The organism is Stieleria magnilauensis (assembly GCA_007753675.1).
Lineage (GTDB): Bacteria > Planctomycetota > Planctomycetia > Pirellulales > Pirellulaceae > Stieleria > Stieleria magnilauensis.
In genome coordinates, this window is record CP036432.1 from 600,255 (window position 1) to 614,295 (window position 14,041).

Here is a 14,041-nt window from a genome sequence, read left to right on the forward strand (position 1 = left end):
CGTTAGCAGTTCCTTCCGATGATTTTTTCTGTGGGGAGCTTGAACGCCAGGCCATCGGCTTGGTAGCTGGCTTCGTCGACGTCGCATTGCAACACACCGAGCAGATAACGACGATGAAACTCGGTGGAATAAAAGATGACCACCTGATTGGCTGTCAGCCGTTGCTGGGCGGCAACGAGCCGATCGTGAAGGCGGCGACGGTTGGCATCGAGCCGCTCGGATTCCGCGACCGGCAGTTCAGCCAGAATTGTCTTGATCGACGACAGGCTATCGTCGGTTTCGCTCGACGCTTCAGACGCCTCAAGCTGCTCGGTCGCTTTTGCACCGACGTAGCGGCTGAGGATCTGACGTGATTTGCGGCTGTCGGCTTGACAGTGTTGCAGCCTCTCCAGCAGCGGGGAGAGCTGTTGCAGGTCCGATTGTTTGGGACCGTAGATCCCCGAGTTGTCCAGCAGAGCGGCCATTTCATCGTTGAGTGCGTCGAGCGCGTCGGCAACGCCCGATTCCAATTGCAACTGCCGCTCGACGAGGACGCCCAGTCGTTCCGTTTGTTGATTCATCGTTGAGTCACCGAATGTAAAGGATGTCCAGAAGGGTGTTCGAGCCAAGGTCAATGGACCATGGCGACGCAGGGTGGTGCGAAAGGTGGTGTTAGGCGGAGAACGAGACGCCGGATGATTGCTCTTGCCCGCCGTCGGCTTGTGTTTTGGAGTACTGCTCGACTAACAGATCGCTGACGCCGATCGCGTTGGACTGGGCGAGGTGCTGGCCGATAAACAGGTCAAACATGCCGCCGAAGGAGTCGCTTCCGTCGCCCCCGAAGAGGCCGTCTTCGAGTGAGTTTCGCATCTCTTTCATCAGCATCGACAGAAAGACACTTTCAAACTCGGTGCCCAATTCCTTGATCTGCTCCAGGGACGGATCGCCGCCCTTGGCCGCCGCCGCGATCTGACTGGGCAATCCCACGCTGATGTTGTTTCCGATGGATTCCATAGCATCTCTCTCCTGCGATTTATTCGATGACCAACTCGGCCTTCAGGGCGCCTTGATTGCGTAACGTCGTCATGATGCTGATCAGGGTGGTGGGTGAAACGGCCAATGAATTCAAGGCCGTCGCCAAGTCGCCGACCGTCATGCCCCCGGGCAAGACGTTGTAGCGTCCGCCGGATTCAAACAAATCGATTCCGGTTCGCGGTAGGACGACGGTGTCGCCTCCGGCCAGCGGGTTGGGCTGAGATGCGATCGGCGTTTCGGTGGTGGCGATGACGATGTTTTCGCTGGCGAACAGGACCGGCGCGATCTTGACATTGTGGCCCAGCACGATCGACCCGGTTTTTTGGTTGATCACCACGCGGGCCGGCGTGTCCGGTTCGACACGCAAGTTGCCGATCGTCGAGATAAACTCGGTGACGCTGTTGGCAAACGTTGATGGAATAAAGACTTGAACGGTCCCCGAATCAAGCGCCCGGGCGCGGCCGGGGAAAATTCGATTGAGCGCATTGCCGATCGCGGTTGCCGTCGAATAGGACTTGTTCCGCAACACCAGACGCAGACTTCCGTTGTCGACGATCGTTCCGCAGGGGACCGCGCGTTCGACGATGGCTTCACAAACCCCGACCGTCGGATGATTCTTCTGCACGTTGGCCCCCGCACCTTCGGCCGAGATGCCGCCGCCGATGATCGCACCCTGGGCGATCGCATAAATCTCATCATCGATTCCACGCAACGCCGTTTGATTGAGTGTGCCCCCACGCAGACTCGATGCATCGTCGGCGACCGAAACCGTCACCAGAATCGTCTCGCCGGGCCGTGCGTAGGCGGGGATCTTTCCCGACACCATCACTGCCGAAATGTTCTTGGTATCGACTTGTCCGACTCGCACCCCGCGACGCAAGTAATAGTTGGCCAGCATCTGCCGCGTCTGTTGCGACTTGCCCCCCGTTCCGCTCAACCCGAACACCAAGCCTTCACCGGAAACATGGTTGACACGGTCGCCTTCGACGAACGCAATGTCCTTGATCCGAACACTGGGGTCTTGCCGCAACGGGGCCAGCGGTGTCAGAGTCGAACCCGGTCCGGGCGTCGTCGCGGGCGGTGGCGGCAACGGTTCCTGTAGGACCTGGGCACGCGCCACCACACCGCCGTTGCTGATCAACAGCGCGGCCAGGCAGAGCGTGGAACACGCGAGTCGTGAATGCTTTGAAGGAGTCTGCATGAATTGGGTTGCGACCGCGAGAATTAAAATGGCCAGAAACGATTGAAGCGGCGGCTGAGCCAACCTTGACTGGTGTAGGCCTGTTCGGTGCCCTCGGCATCAAGCGTCAAACGCAGGTCGGCCACCAGGTACGACGGAACGGTGTTGCCGGGCAAAATGTCGTACTGTCGTACGATTCCGGTCAGCTTTAGATCCCGAGCGTCGCCCTGGACCGAGATCTTTCGTGTTCCCTCGATGACCAGATTCCCATTGGGTAAGACATCGACCACCATGACACTGAATCGGTCGGTAATCTGTCGTTCGCTGCGGAATTCGGCATCGCCGGTGAACGCGCGCTGATTGGCCGTGTTAGTACCCAACTCCGCACTGCCGCTGCCGGCGCCGATCGTACCGCCGAGGCCGTAGTCGAATCCTTGCGTGGATGAGGAGTTGCCCGTCTTGTCCATCGACCGCTCATCGCGGTTTTCGACGTCCGTGCTTTCGGCGATCAGAATGGACAACGTGTCGCCGCGGTTGCGGGCGGCGTAGTCACGATACTGGTCGATCTGATTATTGCTGCGTCGCTCGAACAGGCTCTGTCCCAGCGACGGTTGTGTGGTCGCAGCGATCGCCAACAGGACGAGCGCCGGTTTGATGAACGCGACAATGACTGACGACGGGATCAATTGGCGTAGCGGGTGATGGTCATGGTGCATCGTTATCGCCTCCGTGGGGTCGAAGAAACGGTTGCCAGATTGGGGCCGATGATGGAGGCGTTGAAACGCCGGTTGGTCTGTGGGTTTAGAATCTCGATCGTTTCACCGATCTGTCCCGCTTCCATCGCTCGGGCATTCTTGAGACGGATCTCGCCCTGGCCGACGCTGATCACGACGTCGACCAAGTCGTTTCGCTTGACGGTTTGGAAATTGCCCGACCGAGTGTTTTGAAAATGGTTGGTCAACAGGATCGAATTGCTGGCGATGTAGCGGCTGGCGGTCCGTCCGACGGCGTTGTCGGGATTGGCATAGTCGGCACTTTGAGTGATCGAACGCTCGACCAGACGGAACATGTCGGGCTTCAGCACGGTGCCCTGAGCGATCGGCTGGCTGGCGATTGCGACGGTCATGGTCAGGCTGACCTGAGCGTCAAAGGAATGCGAGTATTGGTTCCCGTCCGAGTCAATGATGGCGACGGCCAGCCTGGTGCGGCCGATCGGAAACTCATTGCGTGGGACCAGCTCCACGGCAAACTCGCCGGCGGAGAGCTTTTGTTCTAACGTTGCCAATTGGGGTGTTTGTGTCAGACGAATGTCGACCCGTTCGGCGGCGACGGCGAATTGTTCGCCGAGTTCTGATTCGAGCAACCGTTCCAATTTGCTGCGCAGCTTTGCCGGCGAGGAGCGTCGGGCCGACACCGTGGACGGCCCGATGATGTTAAACGAATCACGCTCGTACCCGGCCAACAACAGACGCATCTCGACTTGCCGTCGAGTGATCGAACAATCGTCTTGGTCACGCAGCGATTCCAAGTCGAGTTGCTCGATCTCGCGTCGCTGTGACGGTGTGGCATGGAGAACGTTGGCAATGTCGCCGACGCGAACGGTCGTGTCGGCGACCGGTGCAGAGGTCTGGTGCAGCGCAACGACCACGTCGCCGGCCGACGAGGCGTCCGGCGGGGTGAAGATCAGAAAACTGATCAGCAGCATTGCGTATCGAACCGATTTCATCATCGTTACCGAACCAGGTCACTTGCGGAGGAGAGCATTTCATCGCCGGCACGGATCGCCCGCGAGTTGATCTCGTAGGCCCGTTGGGCGGTGATCAGCGAGACCAGCTCCGAAACGACCTCGACGTTGGATCCTTCGATGAATCGCTGTCGGATCTGGCCGTTGCCCTGTTGTCCGGGTTGTCCGAGAATCTCGGCGCCCGAGGCCGCGGTTTCCATGTACAGATTGCTTCCCAGGTTCTGCAGGCCGGCGGGGTTGGTGAACCGGGCGAGTTGAATGGTGGGGCCGACGGTCGAGACCCCGTCGATCTGGTAGCTGACCACGCCGGTCGACGAAATCGACAGGTTGGTCGCTTGCTGGGGAATCGTGATTTGCGGATCCAACAGGAATCCATCGCCGGTGACCATCTGGCCCTGGTCATTGAGCGTAAAGTTACCGTCGCGGGTGTAGGCGATCGTGTTGCCTTGGGTGACTTTGAAAAACCCGTCGCCTTCGATCGCCATGTGGGTATCGATTCCCGTTTCGGTGGGTGTTCCCTGGGCGAACAGGCTGGTGGTGCCGACGGCCCGCACCCCGCTGCCGATCTGCAGCCCGATCGGCTTGATCTCGCCGTTGGCCGAGGCGGCACCGGGCGGCGTCTTGGTGTCGTACAACAAGTCGGCGAAATTGATGTGCTTCTTTTTGAAGCCGGTTGTGTTGACGTTGGCCAAGTTGTTGGCCGTGTTGTCGATCATCAACTCCTGGGCGCGCATGCCGGTGGCGCTGGAATAGAATGCTTTTAACATGGAATACCTATGCGGTTCTCAAGCGGGTTATGATCGGATGTATTCTTTGAGCGAATCCGAGAGAGTTCGCGTGGCTTTCTCGACCGCCTCGTGTTGTCGCGTGTTGACGATCAGCGCAATCAGCTCCGAAACCGGCTGAACGTTGGAAAGTTCGTGGCCGAATTGCGTGATCTTGACCGGGGCATCGCTTTCGACCGAATTGGGGCCGGGGGTGAACCCGAGGGCACCGACGGGAATCAGTGTTCCGTTGTTTTCGTAAGCGACCGCTTGAATCCGGCCGACTTCCCGGTCGCCGGCCGAAACCGTGCCGTCGGATGAAATCGTGATCTCACGGTCCGAGACATCGCGGTCGATGGTGATCGGGCCGTTTTCACCGCGGATGGGAACCCCCTCTTCATTGACCAGCGCGTTGCTCACGGGGTCGCGGAACAGTCTGCCGTTGCGCGTCAGGTAGGGTTGGCCGCCGTTTTCGTAGACGAAAAAACCGTCGCCGGCGATCGAGATGTCCAGCGGTCGCTCCGTCGGGGTGATCCGTCCCGGGGTGAAATCCGACGTCAACGCTTCGACTTCGGGGCCCAGATCCAAGGTGGTGTTCGGTGATGTCTCTTCGAATCGCTGTTTGATTGCCGGTTGAACGCGTCGGTGTCCGCTCGAATTGGCGTGCATCAGGTTGCTGCTGATCAGCTCCTGTTGCTTCGCCAATGTCTGCATCGCGGCGGCGCCGCTGTAGAGTCCGTTGATCATTCGACCTTCCTATCCATGGAGCGATCGCGGCGGGTCAGGGGACACGGAGACCAACAGCGATCGTAGGTATTGGTTATGTCGAATATCCGGCGTCTGGCGGTGAGATTATTGGGCCGGCTTGGGCAAGAACGCACGAGGGATAACCCACATTTCCCGGCCGGAGGCGTCATCCCGATGCCCACGCGGGCGGCAGGGGGCGTCGGCCGACCCGCCCGATCAGGCTCGGCTGCGCTTGTGGGGGTTAACCCTCATCGGGTACTGAAAGACAGGTCCCGACTGAATTCCGTCACCCGGGCCGGACGATAAGCTGTAACGACACGGAAAGATAAACCGGTCACGCAAAGATGGCGGGTGACCGGCCAGCGTCGGTCTCGGCCGCAGCGGCCCGAGCGCCTCATCACGCGTCGATCGGGTGGATCGCCGTGTGACCCATTCCCTTCCAACACCTCAACGATTCATGGCAGACGACAACGAGTCCGGAGCGGACGACAAAAAGAAATCCGGCATGCTCTCCAAGCTTGTGATCTGGGGTGCCGTGTTCGTGATGGGCGCCGGTACCGGCGTGGCGGTGCCGATGTTCGTGCTGCCTTCGGATCCCAAGTCGGCTCATCGCAGCCCGGTGGACGAAGACCGCATGGATATCCCCGAGCCGGATGAAAAGCTCGCGTTCGTGGACTTTGACGAGGTCGTGGTCAATTTGAACGATGACCGCTATTCGCGCTACCTGACCTGCACGTTCTCGCTGCAAATCGCGGCCTCGCAACAGGAAGCGATCACCAAGTTGGTGGAGGACAAGAACGTTGTCCTGAAGAACTGGCTGATCGCACACTTGCGTGACAAAAAGCTGGAAGACGTCCGCGGGAAACTCGGGCACAACCTGCTGCGACGTGAAATCCATGACAAATTCAACGCGATGCTGTTCACCGACGGCATCGAGCGAATTCAAGATGTCCTTTTCCAGGATTTCAAGGTTCAATGACCGTGCGTCCGTTCGATTTTCGTGACATTGCTGCCCTGGATGACACTGCCGTTGCCATTCGAACTTGGATTTCGAAGTCAACGTCCTTCTTCTCGGACTATTGGGTCGAGGCGACCGGATTCAGTGCCAAATTGGATCTGGGCGCGATCACGACCGAATCGTACGACAAGATCCTCAGTGAAATCCCGCGGCACGACCTGTGTTGCGTCGCTGAGATCAAGGATCGACTGCCTTCGGTCTGGTACACCTCCGGCGATCAGTTTCGCATCATCCTGTCCGATTTGCTGTGCCTGCCCCCCGAGGACGAGGGCAGTGACCGGGACCTCAGTGCCATCGAAACCGATCTGTCCAATTACTTCATCAACCGGGTCGCTGAATCGATCAGCCGCGGCTGGATGGGCCAGGGCGAATTGGAGATCTCAGTGACGGATCTGGAAAAAGACGCCCGAAAGTTGCGTCTTTTCCGCGGCAAAGATCTGGTCACCAAGGTCTGCATCGAGATCGAATGCAAGGGCGGCACGGCGACATTGAATTGGTTGTTGCCGAAGCAGAAATTGCCGGCGTTGCTCGACGAAACGGTCGACAATCGGGCCGGCGCGGAACCCGCCAAGCCATCCAAGGAATTGATCGGTCAGCTGCCCCTGGACGTCGTCACGATGCTGGGGTCGGCCAAGATCCCGATGTCCGATCTGGCCAAGTTAAAACCCGGCGAATTGATCATTTTGGATCAACGCATCGACGAACCGATGGTGTCCCACGTCGATGGCGAACCGGCATTCCAATGCTGGGCCGGACGGTTGGGCAACAAACAAGCCGTTCAAGTTTCAAAGTGTTTGAACAAGTAAGACGAAGGAATTGATTCATGGCTGAGACCAAGACCGAAACGCCCGTTTCCGACGAGCCGCAAGCGACGTCCGAGGACGCCCAGGGCCAAACGTCCGAAAAGCAAGCCGATGACTCGATTCCAGAGTTTGAAGCGCTCAAACCGAACCCGCCGCAACCCTCCAAAGACCTCGATTTCTCCCGCTTCGGGGGAGTCCACGTCACCCTGGCTGCCGAGTTGGGACGCACCCAATTAACGATTCAAGAATTAATCGGGCTGGCGGAAGGGTCGGTGGTTGAATTAAACCGGGCCATCAGCGCGCCGGTCGAGTTGGTTGCTCAGGGTGTTCCCATGGGTAACGGCGAGGTAGTCGTGATTGACAATCAATTCGCGATTCGAATCAAGCAAATCTATCCCTCTTAGCTCAAATGAATCGGCATTCACATGGACGTCAACATGCCTTTCCGCTTCACCCAAAAATCGATGTGCGTTTTTTACGCACTCCTGATTTCATCGTCACTCGCGACGGTCGCGCACGGTCAACGCTACGCCGAACCTGAATCTCGCTCTTCGCGCCAACTCGGCGGAATGGTCGACCAGCTCTCGCGCGGCGAGTCGACGGTCAGCATTCGCCGCGGGGTGCTCTCGGGCGATATCGGTTCGGTCGACCGGGATGGTCGATCCGACATTCCGGTGAGTCCGCTGCGGCCGTCGGGCAACCGTCTCGACGGCGGCGCCGAACAGGTCGTCGCGCTGCGTCCGCAACCGATGTCGGTGCGACAAGCCAGTTTCGAATCGAATGATCACCTCAACGACCTGTATTCCGGGCAACAACACGAACTGCAGTCGCGGCAGAGTCTTGATCGGCTCAATGCCCAAGATCACTATCAATCCTTCATCGAACGTGAAAACGCCGCACCGGAAGCGGAGCAGGCCGATGCGACGGAGATGATCAGCCGGATCGGAATCAACCTGGTCTTTGTGCTCGCCCTGGCCGTCGGCGGGATCTTGTTCGTCCGCCAGATTCAAAAAGGCAAACAGGGTGGTCGCCAAGACACTCCGGCCGATTTGGCCGGGTTGAAGATCGATCAGGTGTTGCAGGTCACCCGTGGCGTCAGTCTGTACCTGGTCGATTCGATGGCCAGCAAGATTCTGGTCGCCGTCGACGGCGGGGGCATCAAATCGGTCAGCGTGCTGCCGTCACGATTCGAGGACGCACTGGAGGAACCGGAAGCCTTTGGCCGGCAGAAAGAATCGGAAGCCGCCCGGGCCGGTGGAAACGTTGCCAGCCGCCAGGCTTCGCGTCGCAGTGTCAACAAGACCTCGTCGTCAGAGATCGATGAGAATCTGATCCGGCTACTTTTGACGAAGTCGAAAGAAGCCGCCTGATCCAACCGAGGACTGAAATGGATTTCGCCTTGATCGCCCAGACAACCGCCGAAGCAGCCAGCGATCCGTCGCAGCTGTTTTCGGATCTTGCGCCGCCGTTGCAGGTGGCCGTGTTGCTCGGTGCGCTCAGCTTTGCCACCGCAATGCTGGTCAGTGTCACGGCGTTCACGCGAATCATCATTGTGTTGTCCTTCGTGCGGCGGGCGCTCTCCACGCAAGAGATTCCGCCGAATCAGGTGATGATGGGATTGAGTCTGTTTCTGACGCTGTTCGTGATGGCCCCGACGTTTGAAAAAATTCATGCCAACGCGGTGATCCCGCTGTTGGAGGCACAGGAAGCGGCCGGTCCGGATGAAGAGCCGACGTTCGGGTTTGTCGACGCCTGGAAGATCGCGTCGGAAGAGCTGAAGGTGTTCATGTTGCGGAACACGCGGACGAACGATCTGGGGTTGTTTTTTGAACTGTCCGAGACGCCGCCCCCGTCGCAGCGGATGGACACGCCGCTGAAGATCGCCGTGCCGGCGTTTATCATCAGCGAACTGAAAACCGCGTTCATCATGGGGTTTTGTATCTACATCCCGTTTCTACTGATCGATCTGGTCATCTCAACGATCTTGATGGCGTTGGGGATGATGATGATGCCTCCGGTGGTTGTTTCGACGCCCTGCAAGTTGCTTTTGTTCGTGCTCGTTGACGGCTGGCAATTGATTTCAAAAGCACTGGTCGCAAGTTTTGCCTAGGGGCGGGTGGCGTACAAATCGATGAAAGACACCGATTCGAATTTCGGATTTCTGCAGCGGAGTGAGCTTTGGCTTTCGGCCTCGTTCCTCGCGATGCTGGTCGTCCTGATCATCCCGCTGCCGACGTTCTTGTTGGACATGTTTTTGGCCTGCAACATCGCCGCGGCGATCCTGTTGCTGTTGGTCACCCTGGGCGCGAAAAAGCCCCTCGATATCGCATCCTTTCCGTCGCTGTTGTTGTTGCTGACGCTGTTCCGGTTGTCGTTGAACGTTGCGACGACGCGTTTGATCCTGCTCGATGCCAATGCCGGCAAGATCGTGTTGACGTTCGGTGACTTTGTCGTCGGCGGAAATCTGGTTGTCGGCGTGGTGATCTTTTTGATCTTGGTCACGATTCAGTTCATCGTGATCACCAAGGGGGCGACGCGGATCTCCGAGGTCAACGCCAGGTTCACACTCGATGCGATGCCCGGAAAGCAGATGGCCATCGATGCCGAACTCAATAGCGGTGCGATCGACGAGAAAGAGGCTCGTGATCGACGCAAGGGGTTGACCCAGGAGGCGGAATTTTACGGTGCCATGGACGGTGCCAGTAAGTACGTCCGCGGTGATGCGATCGCCGGGTTGATCATCATGATCGTCAACATTCTCGGCGGCGTGGTGCTGGGCGTCAGCGACGGCCAAGCGATCACCGACGCGCTACAAATCTATTCGATTTTGACAATCGGTGACGGACTGGTGTCTCAGATCCCGGCACTGATCATCGCCACCAGCGCGGGCATCCTGGTCACCAAGTCGGCGTCCGAGTCCAACCTCGGTGACGAAATCAACAGTCAAGTGTCCGGGGCGTATCGGTCCTTGTACCTGGGCCCGATGATCCTGATGTTGATCGCGTTCACACCGGGGTTTCCAAAGTTCCCCTTCATGCTGCTCGCCGGTGCGGTGTTCGCGTTTGTCTTTTTTGCCAAACAACGCGAGACGGCCAAAACCGAGGAAGCGGAGAAAGAGCCGGAAGTCGTCGCGGCGACCGAGACACCCGAAGAGAAGGGGCTGCAGAAATTTGTCCAACCCGAACGAATCATCATCGAAATCGGCGCCGGTTTGATCGCGCTTGCCGAACCGAAGCGTGGCAAGGGCATCGCCGAACGGATTTCGACGTTGCGTGAAGACGTGGCGATCGAGCACGGGTTCTGGGTGCCGGCGGCGCGGATCCGCGACAACTTGCAAATCGGTGTCAACGAATATCGCTTTCTGATTTGCGGGCGTGAGATCGCGCGGGGACAGGTGTTTGTCAACGACTATCTGGCGATCAATCCAGGCAGCATCAATGCGGAACTGGAGGGTGAGCCAATCCGGGACCCCGCGTTCGACTTGCCGGCCAAATGGATTCCGGAATCGCAGCGCCGTCGGGCTGAGGTTTTAGGGTTTACCGTCGTCGACGCGCCGACTGTGTTGATCACGCACCTGAGTGAATGCTTACGGAAGCATGCTCACGAGCTTTTGAGCCGACAAGACCTTCAATCCATGCTAGAGAAACTCAAGGAGATCGCGCCGACGACGGTCGAGGAAATCAAACCGGATACGGTGCGGCCGGCCACCCTGCATCAAGTGCTGTTGAATCTGCTCCGCGAACGCATCTCCATCACCGCCTTGGAAAAAATCGTTGAATCGGCGGTTCAGTTCGGTCCCCAAATCAAAGACCCCGTTCAGTTGACCGAAAAGATAAGAGGCGGTATCGGGCACATCATCTGTGACCGGTTCCGTGACAGCAACGGAAACGTGAGGGTCATCATCCTGGAGCCGCGATTGGAACACTATTTCCGAGAACACCTCAATGGCGACGCGATCGTGTTGCGCCCCGATCAGCTGGAACGCTTGATCATGGAGCTGCAAGCGAAATGGGAAGCGTCGCGATTGAAGAACCAGATTTCGACCGTGTTGGTGGATTCGTCGGTTCGCTTCCCGCTGCACCGAACGATCTTCCGGTCGTTGCCGGAAATCAGCGTGGTCGCTTACAGCGAGGTCCCCTCCGACATGCGGATCGAGTCGGTCGGGATGATCCGTTACGAAGACGTTTTGGGCGAGGGCGAGAATCCCTCACCCGACCCGTTCGTGCTCGGGCTGCACGGCAAAGACGGCAATCAAGAAGGACGTAAATGAGCGGAAAGTCAACTACTCGGCGTGCATCGTTCCGGCGTCAAAAGGCGTTTCCGGTGGGGACGTTGATAGCCCTGTTGACCGCGGTCGTGGTGACCTTGGTTGGCGTCATCCTGGGGCTGGAATCGTCCACCATTCTGATGCGTGCCATCGTGTCCTCGGTCCTGGTCGGATCGGTTGTCTCGATCGGTGTTGGTGTGATTCGACTCGCTGACGCGGACTACAAGGACTGAGCAGCTTTGTTATGAAAGCGACGATCGAAACAACCTACAAACCGTCCACACAGACCGACCGCGATCGGCTGGTGCTGGATAACATCGACTACGTCGGACGGATCCTCAGCACGATGACGTTCTTTAGCAGGAACGACGATCATCGGGAAAACCTCCACTCCGCCGGAATCCTGGGGCTGGTCCAAGCCGCCGCCAGCTTTGATGCCGAGCAGGGCGTCGCGTTTCGAACGTTCGCCTATCCACGGATCCGTGGCGCGATCGTCGATGAATTGCGCAAACAGTCGCCGGTTTCCCCCCGCATGATGCGGCACGTCGGCAAGATCAAGAAACTGTGCGAGACGCTCGAACCGCCGATCACCCCCGAACAACTCGCCGAACGCTCCAGCCTGCCGATCGATGTCGTACTGGAATGTCTCGAAGCGATGCGCTTCATCAAGCCTGACGACTGGAATGATCTTTCTGATGTAGTTCACAAAACTTGGCGGACCAGTATCGATTCTCCGGAAGATCTGGCCGAAAAAGAAGAAATCGGACAACTGCTTGCAGAATTGATTGAGCAATTGCCAGAGAAGGAACGCCTGGTGATGACGCTGTACTACAGCGAGGAATTGAACCTGGCGGAAATCGGGGCCGCGATGGGTTTGTCCGAATCGCGCACCTCACGCCTGTTGGCCGCAGCGAGATTCAGACTCAAGGAGGCAATTCGATGGAAGACCAGCTAGCAACCGTGTTGAAAGAACGCACCACCAAGGTCGGCGGACCACGCGTCCGGGTCGGGCCGACCAAACACTGCAATGCCGAACCGGAAGTTCGTGTGATCAAAGACGGAAATCGTATCGAATCGATCGTCATCGCTTGCCCCTGTGGGGAAGAGATCACGGTGATTTGCGGCTATGACGAGACAGCGAGTACGTGATTAACACCCGCAGCAACGACCGACAGCGTGGACGGCACGCGACGACCCGGTGCGACCACGGCACCGCCGAGTGTGCCTGCGCGGGTGCCTGCGCGCGACGCCGGTCTCTGATCGCCGTCTCGTTGCTGCTATTGACCCTCGCAGCCGGATCGACCGCGATGGCGCAAGAGCGGCATCACAGTCGCCGTGAACAAAATCCCAATTCGGCGCTGCGGAAATTGGATCTGCTGCAACAAAGTGTCAAACAAAAGCTGAAAAACGCGTTGGGCGTCAAGCCGCAGAACGCGTCAGACGATGACGCATCGGCAAGCGGTGCCAATGAGATGACGGGGGCTGACGACCGCCAAGGCCAGAACCACGGTCCCCACTCCGGCAACGATGCAGCGCAATCCGGAAACGCCGCTCGACCACAGTACCACCCCAAGTGGACTCCGCAGCCGACCCGTCCGACCACGACGGAAAGTCATCCCCGTTGGGTGCCGCCGACCAACCAGCCCGCCGACGGCAACCGCGGTGTCGCCGCGGAGAACCGTTGGCAGCCCGAGCAGTACAGCCAAGAACAGTACTTTCAAGAGCAGTACGCCCAGCAACAATACAACCAGCAACAGTACCCGCACGAGCAATACGCACCAGCGCAATACGCACCAGCGCAATACGCACCAGAGCAATACGCACCAGAGCAATACGCCAGCCCGAACCCGATGCGGGCGGCCGAGTCGGCCGAGCAGCATGCCGTCGGGCCTGCGGCGTACAACCAGATTCAACGGCCCTTGCCGCCACCGATCGCCGAACTGGCGACGGGCGAGATCCCGCATCCGACGGGACAACAGGGAAGCGGACCGGCCCGCCGATGGGACGGACAGGACGCATACGGTCAGGGAACTTACGGTCCACAGCAAGGTTATCCGGATCCACGAGCATCCAATCGCTCCGGCATGAACTATCGCGGCGAGCCATCGCGGCTGGCAAACGGCTCGGTCAACACCAACGCGCCCCTGGCGCGAGGCACTGTGCTGGGCGACAACCAGATCACGGCGACACAGCATGCGCTCCGATTGATCGAAGAAAACGGTGACCTGAAAGCCAAGTTGGCGATGCTGGACGCCGAAAACAAACGGCTCAAGGAAAAACTCGACCAGACGGAAACGTTGCTGGGGCGTTCGACCAAGGCCGTGGAAGGGGCGTATGAGGAGATCGAGGCGACGCGGCAGATCAATCGTGAACTGCAAACGAAGTTGAACGACGCGGAGCAAAAATACAACCGCTATCTGATGGAAACCGATCGGATGCTGCAATCGATCCGCGACGAATTGGACGATGTGTTGGTGCGTGAAATTTCGGCGAACGGGACTTAG

General features: G+C 58.6%; 17 protein-coding genes. 10 read left to right on the plus strand and 7 right to left on the minus strand.

Annotated elements, in window-relative coordinates; genetic code table 11:
* Positions 1–2: 2 nt before the first annotated feature.
* From TBK1r_RS02230 to TBK1r_RS02260, 7 genes are all read right to left on the minus strand, one after another.
* Positions 3–560 carry a hypothetical protein gene (locus TBK1r_RS02230; RefSeq protein WP_145207330.1) on the minus strand — a complete coding sequence of 186 codons (558 nt, stop codon included), beginning with the start codon at positions 558–560 and terminating at the stop codon, positions 3–5.
* A 91-nt stretch (positions 561–651) separates the two neighbouring features.
* Positions 652–993, minus strand: a complete 342-nt coding sequence (locus tag TBK1r_RS02235) for a rod-binding protein (RefSeq protein WP_145207331.1) — start codon at positions 991–993, stop codon at positions 652–654.
* Between the two features lie 19 nt (positions 994–1,012).
* Entirely contained in the window at positions 1,013–2,215 is a 1,203-nt protein-coding gene (gene flgI, locus TBK1r_RS02240; RefSeq protein WP_145207332.1) for a flagellar basal body P-ring protein FlgI, read from the minus strand.
* A gap of 23 nt (positions 2,216–2,238) precedes the next feature.
* The gene (locus TBK1r_RS02245; RefSeq protein WP_145207333.1) at positions 2,239–2,910 is read right to left on the minus strand and encodes a flagellar basal body L-ring protein FlgH; all 672 of its coding nucleotides are present in this window, start codon (positions 2,908–2,910) and stop codon (positions 2,239–2,241) included.
* A gap of 2 nt (positions 2,911–2,912) precedes the next feature.
* A complete protein-coding gene (gene flgA / locus TBK1r_RS02250; protein WP_145207334.1) occupies positions 2,913–3,923 on the minus strand; it encodes a flagellar basal body P-ring formation chaperone FlgA in 1,011 nt (336 codons plus the stop codon).
* 2 nt (positions 3,924–3,925) lie between these two features.
* Positions 3,926–4,705 (minus strand): flagellar basal-body rod protein FlgG, encoded by a 780-nt coding sequence (gene flgG, locus TBK1r_RS02255; RefSeq protein ID WP_095739606.1) that lies wholly within the window; start codon positions 4,703–4,705, stop codon positions 3,926–3,928.
* A 27-nt stretch (positions 4,706–4,732) separates the two neighbouring features.
* Positions 4,733–5,449 (minus strand): flagellar hook-basal body complex protein, encoded by a 717-nt coding sequence (locus TBK1r_RS02260; RefSeq protein ID WP_145207335.1) that lies wholly within the window; start codon positions 5,447–5,449, stop codon positions 4,733–4,735.
* Positions 5,450–5,906: 457 nt separating this feature from the next.
* Here TBK1r_RS02260 and TBK1r_RS02265 point away from each other — a divergent pair, with 457 nt between their 5' ends.
* From TBK1r_RS02265 to TBK1r_RS02310, 10 genes are read left to right on the plus strand one after another with little or no spacing between them, the layout of a single operon-like run.
* On the plus strand, positions 5,907–6,428 hold the full coding sequence (locus tag TBK1r_RS02265; RefSeq protein WP_145207336.1) for a flagellar basal body-associated FliL family protein: 522 nt from the start codon (positions 5,907–5,909) through the stop codon (positions 6,426–6,428).
* Between the two features lie 2 nt (positions 6,429–6,430).
* Complete coding sequence (locus TBK1r_RS02270) at positions 6,431–7,273, plus strand: FliM/FliN family flagellar motor switch protein (RefSeq protein ID WP_419580888.1); 843 nt, start codon at positions 6,431–6,433, stop codon at positions 7,271–7,273.
* Positions 7,274–7,290: 17 nt separating this feature from the next.
* Positions 7,291–7,674, plus strand: coding sequence for a FliM/FliN family flagellar motor switch protein (locus TBK1r_RS02275; protein WP_145207338.1), 384 nt, complete (start codon positions 7,291–7,293; stop codon positions 7,672–7,674).
* Between the two features lie 33 nt (positions 7,675–7,707).
* Entirely contained in the window at positions 7,708–8,640 is a 933-nt protein-coding gene (locus tag TBK1r_RS02280) for a hypothetical protein (RefSeq protein ID WP_145207339.1), read from the plus strand.
* Positions 8,641–8,657: 17 nt separating this feature from the next.
* Positions 8,658–9,380, plus strand: a complete 723-nt coding sequence (gene fliP / locus TBK1r_RS02285; RefSeq protein WP_145207340.1) for a flagellar type III secretion system pore protein FliP — start codon at positions 8,658–8,660, stop codon at positions 9,378–9,380.
* 21 nt (positions 9,381–9,401) lie between these two features.
* Positions 9,402–11,540, plus strand: a complete 2,139-nt coding sequence (locus TBK1r_RS02290) for a flagellar biosynthesis protein FlhA (RefSeq protein ID WP_145207341.1) — start codon at positions 9,402–9,404, stop codon at positions 11,538–11,540.
* Positions 11,537–11,770 (plus strand): hypothetical protein, encoded by a 234-nt coding sequence (locus tag TBK1r_RS02295; protein WP_145207342.1) that lies wholly within the window; start codon positions 11,537–11,539, stop codon positions 11,768–11,770. The genes TBK1r_RS02290 and TBK1r_RS02295 overlap by 4 nt, the downstream gene beginning before the upstream one ends.
* Before the next feature lie 11 nt (positions 11,771–11,781).
* Positions 11,782–12,492 carry a sigma-70 family RNA polymerase sigma factor gene (locus TBK1r_RS02300; protein WP_095739598.1) on the plus strand — a complete coding sequence of 237 codons (711 nt, stop codon included), beginning with the start codon at positions 11,782–11,784 and terminating at the stop codon, positions 12,490–12,492.
* Positions 12,477–12,686 carry a hypothetical protein gene (locus TBK1r_RS02305; protein ID WP_095739597.1) on the plus strand — a complete coding sequence of 70 codons (210 nt, stop codon included), beginning with the start codon at positions 12,477–12,479 and terminating at the stop codon, positions 12,684–12,686. The genes TBK1r_RS02300 and TBK1r_RS02305 overlap by 16 nt, the downstream gene beginning before the upstream one ends.
* A complete protein-coding gene (locus tag TBK1r_RS02310) occupies positions 12,683–14,041 on the plus strand; it encodes a hypothetical protein (RefSeq protein WP_145207343.1) in 1,359 nt (452 codons plus the stop codon). The genes TBK1r_RS02305 and TBK1r_RS02310 overlap by 4 nt, the downstream gene beginning before the upstream one ends.